The sequence below is a fragment of the Liquorilactobacillus uvarum DSM 19971 genome (genome assembly GCF_001434935.1).
GTDB lineage: Bacteria > Bacillota > Bacilli > Lactobacillales > Lactobacillaceae > Liquorilactobacillus > Liquorilactobacillus uvarum.
Genome location: NZ_AZEG01000022.1, coordinates 18,765 through 29,808, shown reverse-complemented (window position 1 = coordinate 29,808; position 11,044 = coordinate 18,765). Strand labels below are relative to the sequence as shown.

8 protein-coding genes and 1 other annotated feature are annotated in these 11,044 nt (G+C 35.3%); of the genes, 3 read left to right on the top strand and 5 right to left on the bottom strand.

Annotated features, from left to right (window positions below):
• Positions 1 to 2,728: glycoside hydrolase family 70 protein (locus tag FD20_RS09550; protein WP_275453077.1), on the bottom strand; the 2,728-nt coding region annotated here is incomplete at its 3' end.
• A gap of 39 nt (positions 2,729 to 2,767) precedes the next feature.
• Complete coding sequence (locus FD20_RS09545; protein WP_057738051.1) at positions 2,768 to 3,997, bottom strand: KxYKxGKxW signal peptide domain-containing protein; 1,230 nt, start codon at positions 3,995 to 3,997, stop codon at positions 2,768 to 2,770.
• Positions 3,998 to 4,312: 315 nt separating this feature from the next.
• Here FD20_RS09545 and FD20_RS09540 point away from each other — a divergent pair, with 315 nt between their 5' ends.
• On the top strand, positions 4,313 to 4,759 hold the full coding sequence (locus FD20_RS09540; RefSeq protein ID WP_057738049.1) for a DUF3290 domain-containing protein: 447 nt from the start codon (positions 4,313 to 4,315) through the stop codon (positions 4,757 to 4,759).
• 8 nt (positions 4,760 to 4,767) lie between these two features.
• Positions 4,768 to 5,406 carry a DUF421 domain-containing protein gene (locus tag FD20_RS09535; RefSeq protein ID WP_057738047.1) on the top strand — a complete coding sequence of 213 codons (639 nt, stop codon included), beginning with the start codon at positions 4,768 to 4,770 and terminating at the stop codon, positions 5,404 to 5,406.
• On the opposite strand, the gene FD20_RS09530 is transcribed toward FD20_RS09535, so the two are convergent.
• A complete protein-coding gene (locus FD20_RS09530) occupies positions 5,403 to 6,203 on the bottom strand; it encodes a homoserine O-acetyltransferase/O-succinyltransferase family protein (RefSeq protein ID WP_057738045.1) in 801 nt (266 codons plus the stop codon). The genes FD20_RS09535 and FD20_RS09530 overlap by 4 nt on opposite strands.
• 660 nt (positions 6,204 to 6,863) lie before the next feature.
• Positions 6,864 to 7,105, top strand: a binding site (T-box leader).
• A 121-nt stretch (positions 7,106 to 7,226) separates the two neighbouring features.
• Between FD20_RS09530 and FD20_RS09525 the strand changes: the two genes are divergently transcribed.
• Positions 7,227 to 8,069 carry a MetQ/NlpA family ABC transporter substrate-binding protein gene (locus FD20_RS09525; RefSeq protein WP_057738043.1) on the top strand — a complete coding sequence of 281 codons (843 nt, stop codon included), beginning with the start codon at positions 7,227 to 7,229 and terminating at the stop codon, positions 8,067 to 8,069.
• 462 nt (positions 8,070 to 8,531) lie between these two features.
• Here FD20_RS09525 and arcA read toward each other — a convergent pair whose 3' ends face one another.
• Both arcA and FD20_RS09515 read right to left on the bottom strand, forming a co-directional pair.
• Positions 8,532 to 9,758, bottom strand: a complete 1,227-nt coding sequence (gene arcA / locus FD20_RS09520) for an arginine deiminase (RefSeq protein ID WP_057738041.1) — start codon at positions 9,756 to 9,758, stop codon at positions 8,532 to 8,534.
• Between the two features lie 32 nt (positions 9,759 to 9,790).
• Positions 9,791 to 10,921 carry an ABC transporter ATP-binding protein gene (locus FD20_RS09515; protein WP_057738039.1) on the bottom strand — a complete coding sequence of 377 codons (1,131 nt, stop codon included), beginning with the start codon at positions 10,919 to 10,921 and terminating at the stop codon, positions 9,791 to 9,793.
• Positions 10,922 to 11,044 lie beyond the last annotated feature (123 nt).

Sequence of the window (11,044 nt, the reverse complement as noted above, 5' to 3'; positions counted from 1 at the left end):
CGGTTTTTTCCTGATTTTTAATATACTTGAAGCCTGTCTGCATTGCGCCAGTGTTGCCATCGAATAAATACCAGTGCCCATTTATCCGCTGCTGTCCATACTGCATTTGACCGGAATTATTATAATAAACGGTTTTTTTCTGATTTTTAATGTACTGAAAACTTGTCTGCATTGCACCAGTATTGCCATCAAATAAATACCAGTGCCCATTTATCCGCTGCTGTCCATACTGCATCTGACCCGCGTTATTATAATAAACCGTTTTATTCTGATCTGTCAGATATTGAAAACCAGTTTGCTTTTCACCCGTTATCGGATCTATTAGATACCACTTGTTGTTACTGTACTTTTCAACAAAAAATCGATTTTGCGATTTATCACCTGCAGCATATTTCTGCTGATCCCTACTTGCAACTAGGACCTGTGGTAGGAAAATATTTTGATCATCCCCTACAAAAAAATACTTATCAGTATCTGAACTTTTCAAAACATAATCTGCTCCACGTCCAAGAACATTAGTTCCATTTAAACATTTTGCAGACCAACTTTTTATCTTAGTGCTTGCATCAATCGGTTCCCCAGTTGAGGCTTGTAGCTCACTAAATAATTCTGGATACTTCTGTTTCAACAGTGACAAAAATTCACCGCCATATTTTGCCTGATACTCTCCACCACCGACTGTGTTCGCTACATACAAAGTATTTTTAATTTCTGAATCCGAATATGGATATCCATGCTCATCAGTACGTGTTACTGTGACAGTTTCCTTGCCTGGTAAAGTATAAAGCTGATCTGGAACCCAATCGGCAATTGCTTGTATTCCCGCCTGATGCAAAGCTTTGATTGCAGTTCTTAAATCATCAACTGTTCCATACTTTGTTGGCGTACCAAAACCAAGGTCATAACGATCAGTGAAAGCATACCCATTATAAATTGTAGAGTCCAAAAAAGTATGGTCTGTAGATGAACGATATTGTGGCGCTAATTCAAAGCTTGTAATACCCCATGATTTAAATTTGTTAATATTTTGCGAAATCAAGACATTTGTATTTTCGGAATGAGTTGTAGGTATTGACTGAAAATTAGAAAAGCCTTCATAAATAACATTTGAATCAAGCGCTGCATTGGAATGGAAAACTTTTCCATCTGTTGCTGAAGATACACTTGCTTCAGTCCTTGCATCTTGATTTTCAGTTGCACCTACAGGAACCCATACCGCTAAATAACCTAAAACCTGTGGATTAGCTACTCCATGAATATTTGTATTTAACTCAATTTTCCCATCAACAATTAAATCATCGTTTGTAAAAATCAGATCTCCGTTTGCATCCGTATATGCAAGTGGAGCATTTGCATCACTCGTGTAATTTCGAATACCGTCATCAGTCGTTAAAACAGCAGCTCTATAAGCTTGATTCTTATGTGCCGCTCCCATGTGTAAGACAACTCTTTCACCGCCAGATAATTTAAGAGAAGAATCATTACCAATGATGACTCCTAAACCTTGCGTTCTTGTTTCAGAATTTCCTTTGTCGCTAACATTCATTGCTCCATTGCCAAAACGAACGCTTGTCAATATGTCATGTTGATCGACGGCCATTGTCTGTCCACCTGAAACATACTTTACTCGTGTTTTAAGCAGATTTTCAATCGTCTGATAATAAACAGATTCCTTTTCCATATATTGTCCGCCATCCGTGTACATATCTCCATAATACACTCGTGGTACAGTATCTTTGTTAGTTAATATCATTGCGTATGAGCTCGGAATGTTATAACGATTATATTTTTTTACAGTTTCCGCCTGATCAGCATAATAAAGTTTCAGACCTTCTGCCAACTGATCCCATGTGAAATTATTAGAATCTGCACCTGTTGCATCATGTACCGCCTGTCCAATATCAGCTTGGACTTGTGCATCGTGAGCTCTCACAAAGGTTATATTCGGAATTGCCTGATTCTCAGTATTATCTTTGCTCCTATTTATCAAATACCATTGGATAAAACGTGCCATTTTATCATTTTTTCCAGCTGCTTTAGCCAATGAATATTGAATCTGACTCACAGTATTATTATCAATTGTAAGTTGTTGAGAACCATGTTCTGAAACATAAGTCGCATCATAGCCACTCCAATCTTCCAAAATAGAAAGATGTTTATTAGCAGTTGCATCATTACTATTAAGTCCATAAGCAGCATTAAAGTAATCCCCAGCTATATTTAAAAGATCGGCATCAACATTATCTACTGCATCAATTCGAATTCCATCAAAATTTGCTTGGTCATCATTAGCTGTAATTGAACCGAAATTAGTTAAGTAATAAAGCCAGTTTAGCTGTTCTGCCTGCACAACAGGGTTTGAATTATCGATGTCATTGGCCAATAAGAATTCTGAACCCTTACCACCTATTTTATCGACATATGTTGGTATGTACCCTATAAGCCTATATTTTGAATTCGCCCATGGAGTCAAATTACTATTCTGATAAGCTAAAAAGCCACCTTGAAACTGGAGCCCATCATATTTAACGTCTTCCGAAGATGAATTCCAGATTGACTCTTCTTTAACAAAAGCAGACATTATTGTTCGCAACCAATTAGTATTTCCCGCAACTGTGATGGCGTGCTCCATCGCTGTCTGAGCTTGTTCAACTGCATCATTCAGCATTAATGAACTATCTTTGTTTGAAAACTGATGGTCCGTTTTAATTAAACCTTTATTTTTCATATAATTTAGATAATCAGCCTGCACACTCTTGCTAGGCCATCAGGCCATTAAAATCGGCCGAAAATCATTCTGTGTTGATGCCACCCAATTTTGGCCATTTTGAAAAACATAGTTTGGGCGATACCAAGAATCAGCATTAATATATCCATTTACATTTTCAAAACTATTTTCATCATAGGTCGCAGCTGTGTTGTGAGCTGCATATTCCTCAACCTCTTTTGCAGAGGAAGTGTCTTGCAGCACTTTCTCAGGTAATTTTTCTCCTTTACCATCCTCAGCATTGAAATAATATAGTGTACCGTTAATCGTTTCTGTAACATTTTTCAATAAATGTCCATTTTGATCAAAATTGTAGGTATTTCCATCAATCTCTTTCACTCCAACTGCATACTGACCAGAATCTGTAAAATAATACTTATTTCCATCCTGATCGGTAAAGAAGCCTGAATTAACTTCATTGCCCTCAGCTGTATACGCCTTTATCACACCATTGCTTTCTAACGTATATGCTGTTGCATTCCCGCTATTTTTATCAAAATAGTACATCTTGCTATTAACAGAAACGTACTCACCCTTAATCTGGGCTCCTGTTTCGAGATTAAAATATTGAGTATTTCCATCAACTTTTTTTAATCCTTTAAGTAAATTTCCATTTTGATCAATATATGTCCAAGTATCATTGTTATTAACATAATGTCCCCCCTGAACATCCGTTGTTGTGTTATCAGTCGTCTGCTGTTCCGTTTTTAAACTTGAGGTCACATTACTAGTCTCTGAACTTGCCTCTTTGCTTCCAGTATTACTTTCTTCAGCTGAAGAACTGCTTTGCGAACTTGAAGAACTGCTTTGCGAACTTGAAGAACTGCTTTGCGAACTTGAAGAACTGCTTTGCGAACTTGAAGAACTGCTTCTGGCAGCATTTGCATCACTATATGTATTGTCCTTAGAAATACCAGAACTAGATACCTTTTCAGCACTTGAGGTTTCAACACTCTGCTCGCTATTCTTTTCCATACTTTCACTTACAACTGATTTACTGCTAGTCGATGATACACCTGTTCCATCTGATTCAATAGAACTTTGACTAGTCTTACTTATTTCATTATTTTTTTGACTTATAGTTGCGTCAGCATTGGTCTCCGGACTCGCAGCTTTAATATGTCCAACTGTTCCTAAAATTCCTAAACTAATCGAACTTACAGTGAGAGCTGCAAAAATCCAATTTTTGCCTTTTTTATACATCTTATAATGTATTTTTTGCTCACTCATGAAAATCGCTCCTCTAAATTCAAACTACTATGAAAAAAATATAACTACTTACATTTTTTTCGAAATAGTCTGTTTTTTTCATAAAACATTGACTGCTATATTTTAACACAATCTTTTAAACTATTAAATTTTTTTAAAATATTTAGCACTTGAATTGTTTTATGTTTGAGTATACATAGGTTTTCATTTTTTGGATATTTTTTAAGTATATATTCTCATATTTTCACAGCAAAAAAATCTTTTCATTTTAAAATGAATATTTCAAATAGTATAATGAAAGAGATGATGTATTTAAATTTAAACACTGGAGGAAATATGACATTTTTTGGGATAAATTACATTGAGAACCAGCTTCAACTAAATGATCTAATAAAATATATTGTGACTTTTGTACTGGTACTGGTACTCTTTATTGTTAGCACATTATATTGGCGCCACAGAATTCAAACAAAATATCGTGATTTGAGCATCATTGTATTACTGCTCCTCTTATTCACGCTAGGCTTACAATACTCAGACTATATTCAGAGTGAAAGTCGTCATTCGCAATCTTCACAAATGGTTACTTTCATTGAAAATCTTGCTAAAGATAAACATCTTCGTTCTTCAGATGTTTTGGTCAACTCCACTCAATTAACCGATGGTATCGTTGTAAAAATCAAGAATTCATATTATCGGGCTAATTTAAGTTCAGATCAGTCCAATTATACTTTAACTAAGACGCATCTTATGAACAAAAAAATATTAATTGAGGATCATTAGGAGGAAAAATGGAACTATATAGCCCAATAATTATTAAATTTGCTTTAGGAATATTATGCTTGGTTTTTCAAATCAATCTCCTGGGAAAAGGAAATCTTGCTCCAATTACTGCTATGGATCAAGTCCAGAACTACGTCCTTGGTGGTATCATCGGAGGAGTAATATATAATAATGACATCACTATTCTACAGTTTGTTATGGTTCTCCTAATATGGACATTGCTTGTTCTGCTTGTGAAGTTTTCCAAAGAGCATAATCGGTACATAAAAAATATTATCGATGGCAAGCCCAGAGTATTGATAAGAAACGGGCAGGTCGATGTAAATGAATGTCTAAAGAGAGGCGTGTCTGCAAGTGAATTGATGTTTCGTTTAAGAGCACACGGAATCTATGAAGTTAGCAAAGTAAAAAGCGGACTTCTTGAGCAGAATGGTCAACTTGTCGTTATTGAATACGGTGATGAAAGCATTCGTTACCCCATCATAGTAGATGGTCAGCCAAACATCGACGTACTTGAATTGATCGATAAAGATGTAGAATGGCTGAACACAGAAGTTCAAAAAAGAGGATTCGCTGATATCAGCGATGTGTACCTAGGAGAGTACTTATCCAGCAAATTGCGTCTAACGCCATATAAAAAGGACTAAGCCTTAAAATTTTTGACGCCTTTAAGCCAGTTGCTGAAAAGCCGTTGGCTATGAATTGTCCAAGTGTTTATTATTCTATTATTCTGACCGGCATAATAATTTGCCGGTTTTTTTATTTTTTTCCCTTTATTTATATCTCTCCAATACTCCTTATCCAACATTTTAGTTTCATATTCAGGATGACCTGTTACAAATGTAAATTTCTGATCTTTAGTTTCAACAATCACTGGCCCAACATCTGGTGAATCGGCAATTAAATTAAATCTATCATCACTTAAGTCTCGCTTATCAGTTGTCGAATATCTTGAAAACGGCATCCAGATATTCTCACCCATTCCATCGAGTAACTCATGATCTGCATATTGAACATTCAACTTATAAATGCCAAATTTTTTTTCAAAACAAACCTTCTTGGGGACTTTGGCAACATAATACATACCTGCCTGAGCAGCCCAGCAGAGAAACAAAACTTTTTTGCAATGCTGCTTTGACCAGTCAATTATTTCACAAAATTCCTCCCAGTAATCCACTTCTTGAAAGGGAATATGTTCAACTGGCGCTCCTGTGATAATCAGTCCATCATAACTGTTATCTTTCAGCTCATCAAATCTGTAGTAACGTTCTTGAACTTCTTTAGGTTGTATTGATTTAAATTGATGTGTTCCCGGATAGCAATATGTTTTTTCAAGATACTTGTTATTGCCACTAAAAACATTGTTCAGCTGATTTTCTGTTTCTAATTTATTCGGCATCAAGTTCAAAACCAATAATGATATTCTTTCATTTTGTTTTTTCATCCTCAAAGCCTCCAATTTTAAAAATAAAATAAAAAGTCCCCTCTGCACCTAACTGGTACAGAAGGGACGAATATAATTCGTGTTACCACCCAAAATTCAAATTGCTTCGTAACATCACAAGCAATAACTCTATCAGCATTCCCACTTGTATTGGGAAATACTTAGCACTTTATCGGTTGCAACCGGTCAACAAGCGTTCTATTACACCTGCTGACAGCTCAGAGCTCATCTTCAGCCAATTTTAATGATCTGCCCTCACACTATCAGCAGTCGCTTCTATCACACTTACCGGCCTACTCTTCTCTTCTACGCAAAACTATCTTTATTAGAATGATATGACAATTCAATTAAAAGGTCAACGCTTTTTTATTTTAACACAACTTTTATTTTCTACAGCGCTTGCTCTATATTCTATTTTTATTGCTGATATGCAAATGTTTGAAACATTATTAATTATCTCTAAATTTAAATTTTGTCAATTAAGCTCCTTTGTTTGATCAATATTTAGACAAGCTTAATTAAGCAAAATAATCTACAAAAGCAGCGAACCTTGCTTTTACTACAGATTAATAAATGATTAAAAAGATAACAATTTAATTAACTATAAATGACGTTTTGGTGTTGACATTGTATAAATTGTTTTGTTATATTGTCATTACTAAATAAACTGTGAAAAGATGAGTACTTGTTAATATGTCTTAAAAGAGAGTCAGGGGATGGTGAAAGCCTGATGATGTGGTAACAAGGAAGATGGTCTTGAAGTTACGATCGTGCGAACATGTATCCAAAAATGTGAGCTTGGTCCGGGAAAGCCCGTTATAGCTGCCGGCGTTTATCAAGTGACATCATCTGTTAGTAAACGTATAAAAACGTGAGTGGTACAGCGATTATTCGTCTCACGATACAACCTAATTCAGTTGTGTCGTGAGTTTTTTTTAGGTCTCATTTATCAATTGTAAAAATGGAAAACTTGTTGTTGATTGTAGTAAAAAATTAAAAAATATACCTTGAGGTGATTTAGTTATGAAAAAGAAAAAGATAAAGTTTATCGTTATCACAGCAATTATTGTCTTTCTTTTGTTTATCGTTGGATTTTTATCATTCGGACGTAAGTCAACACCAACAAATGAAACAAAACAAACTATTAGATTAGGTAGCTCTCCAGGACCATATAGTGAATTATTTTTAAAGGGTATCAAACCTATTTTAGAAAAAGAAGGTTATAAAGTTACTAATAAAACGTTCAATAACCTGCTTAATGCAGATATTGCACTAAGTGATAACCAAATCGATCTGAATGTTGATCAACACACTGCTTATTTGAAAAACTTCAACCAAGAAAAGAAAGCAAAACTAGCTGCAATAACAAAAATTCCAACTGTTCCAACAGGTATTTATCCTGCTAACAAAAAAACATTGAAAACAGTCAGTTCAGGGGATAGAATTGCTATTCCAAATGATCCAGCCAACACTGCACGTGCTTATAATCTATTAGTTAAAGCCGGTTGGATAACATTAAAGGATGGCACCGACCCAATTACGGCAACTAGCAAAGATATTGCTTCAAATAAATATAATTTACGTATTACTGAGTTAGATTCTTCTACCATTCCGCGCTCAGTCAAGGACTTTGACTACGTCATTCTGCCCGGATCAGTTGCTTACAGCGCTAAAATTTCAACACGTAAAATACTGTTTCCAGAAACAGTCCGAACAGAATATCAGCTTGTCGCCGCGACCAATAAAGAAAACGTCAATAAAAAATGGGCTATTGCTCTAAAAAAAGCCTACCACTCGAAAGAATTCCAAAAATATCTCAAAGAACATAACAAAGACAATTACTGGATAATCTCTCAAGCTAAGTGAAATTAATCTTAGAACATCTGAAAACAAAGATAGCCCCTAGCTAAAATATATCTATTGACTCACTTGTTATTTTAGCCGAAAACAGGTTCCGTCTTTTTAAAATCGACTTTAGTGAGAAAAAACCAAAACGGCTTGAAAAAGGGAAATATAATATAAATCGGTAAAATTTGAGCACTAACACTTAAACACGATATCCATGGCAAGAAAACATACTGTGCATATCGCAATTATAAAAAAATTTGTTTTATAGAAAATTTCTATCTGAAATCAATAAGGGAGCTGGATCAAAATTAAATTTTTGCTCCAGCTCCCTTATTTAGCTTTATATTACTCTAATAGTTAAGCCTTTACACACAATTACCCGTAGTTCAAATACAGACTATGCTCATAATTTGCGGTTAACGTTCGAAGTGAAATATTTTCACTGCACACTAACATTTCAAATTTCAACCCTTTATATCATCATAAATCGGCACGCAAAAGCGGCATCGACATACAGCGTGGACCTCCACGACCACGTGACAACTCACTTGAAGGAATCTCGTGAACTTTTATACCATGTTCCCGAAGTAATTCATTAGACACGTAATTGCGATTATATGTTACAACTTCGCCAGGAGCAATTGTTAATGTATTGCTGCCATCGTTCCATTGCTCACGCATAGCAGCTACAGGATCACCCTTCCCAGTGTATATTAAATCAATTTCATCCAATCCTAGACAATCTTTCAAGACTTGCTGCAAATCTGAATGCTTTTTATACTCAATTCCCTCAGAAGATGGATGCAGGGTCCAAATATCCATTTTTCGATGTTCCTGCATAATGTCAGGATACACTGTGAATTGATCATAGTTTACCATTGTAAAAACCGTATCTAAATGCATCATAGCATGATTATTTGGAATTTTAATAGCAATGACCGTATCATATCCTGAATCATTTTTAAATAAATTGCTTGCTAAATTCTCGATCGCTTCAACAGATGTCCGCTCTGAAATACCTACTGCCACCACATGATTGTTCAGGACCAGAACATCGCCTCCTTCAATCTTTGTGATATCATCTCGGCGATGCCAATAAGGGATAGTCTGATTAGAAAACAACGGATGACTTTTCAGGATATATTCAATAAAAAGTGTCTCTCTTTGTCTTGCTTTAAAAGTCATGCTGCTGATACTAGCTCCCTTTCCGATAATAGAAGCTAAATCGCGCGTGAAATACAAATTGGGCATTGGTGCCATAATAAAAGGAGTGTTGTCAATTTCCGGAAAACTTCGCAGATTTTTTAATGTTTTTCCGAAAACTTCTTTTCGCACACCTTCCATAATTTTTGAAACCATATTTTGCGTTTCTAAATTGCCTAAATAATCTTTTAAAGCATCGTAAGTTGCCCCTCTAGTAAAACCTGAACATGTAATAAGGTCTTTCAAAAAAGTATTTTTTATTGCTTTGTTTTTAAGTGTCTCTGCTAGCAAGTCGTCTAAATATAAAACTTTTACCTTATTTTGACGCAGCACTTCCGCAAACTTATCATGTTCCCTTTGAGCCTCTGATAAATATGGTATGTCGTCAAAGAGTAACTCATGCATCGTTGCAGGAGTAATATTTTCAATTTCTTTTCCAGGTCTTTTTAAAAGTACTACTTTTAATTTGCCTATCTCAGATTTTATCCTAGTTTGGAAGACCATTTTAGCTAATTCCCTTCTCTTAACTATCTCCATCAATTAGAATTTCTAAAGTTCAACCCTGTTTTCTCGTCAAACATGTAAATATTTTCCGCACGAACATGTATCCATAAACTTTGCGGACTTTTTTCATCATCAATCTTTTTAGCTGTCTCCACCACAATGTCTGTTCCATCACTTATTTTTAAATAAACCAATGTATGTGATCCCATGTATTCTGACAAATTTTTTTTGGCAGAAAAAACAAAATCCTTATGACCTTGATCAGTTTCAGTACTTGGTTCAACAAAATCTATTTGCGACACTTTCTCAGGCCTAAAACCTAAAACAATTTTTCTAGGTTTGTCAGGAACCAAATCATTGGCAATTACTCCATTCAAGTTGTACTCTGTCTTTCCAACAGTAAAGGTGCCTTTAGGAGTGATTGTGCCATGAAAGACATTCATGCTTGGTGATCCAATAAAACGTGCAACGAAAAGATTACGTGGTTCATCGTAAAGCTGATCAGGACTTCCAAATTGTTGAATGACACCGTCTTTCATTATTACAATCTTATCAGACATTGCCATTGCCTCTGCTTGATCATGGGTAACATAAATGGTCACCGTACCTAACTGTCGATGCATTTCAATAATATCCTGCCGTGTGGAAACCCTTAATTTTGCATCTAAATTTGAAAGTGGCTCGTCCATCAAAAAAATTCTCGGGTCACGTACCATTGCACGCCCCAGAGCAACTCTTTGTCTTTGTCCACCAGAAAGCTGAGCGGGTTTCCGTTTTAAAAATTCAGATAGCCCCAGTCTTTCAGCGGCTTTTTTAACTTTTTTATCTATTTTTTCTTTTGATAACTTACTGAGTTTTAAGTTAAATGCCATGTTGTTATAAACAGTCATATGTGGATACAAAGCATAATCCTGAAAAACCATCGCAATACGTCTTTTTTGCGGTGGTATATTGTCGAACCTTTCTCCATCCACTAAAACTTTTCCCTTGGTTATTTTTTCTAGGCCCGCAAAACAGCGCAGCAAAGTTGACTTGCCGCATCCAGAAGGCCCGATAATTGAAACAAATTCTTTATCATCAATTTCAAGGTTAATATCTTTTAATGTATCCTCATCTGCATTTTCATATTTTTTAAACAAATGCTCAATTTGAATGTTACTCATTAAAATCGCCTCCTTGTGTGTATTCTTTGATTTTGCCTATCTCATGTTTCATAATAACACTATAAGATTATGATAAGAATTATAATGATTCATTGACTTTATGGACAAGCTAGAAGAATAGGG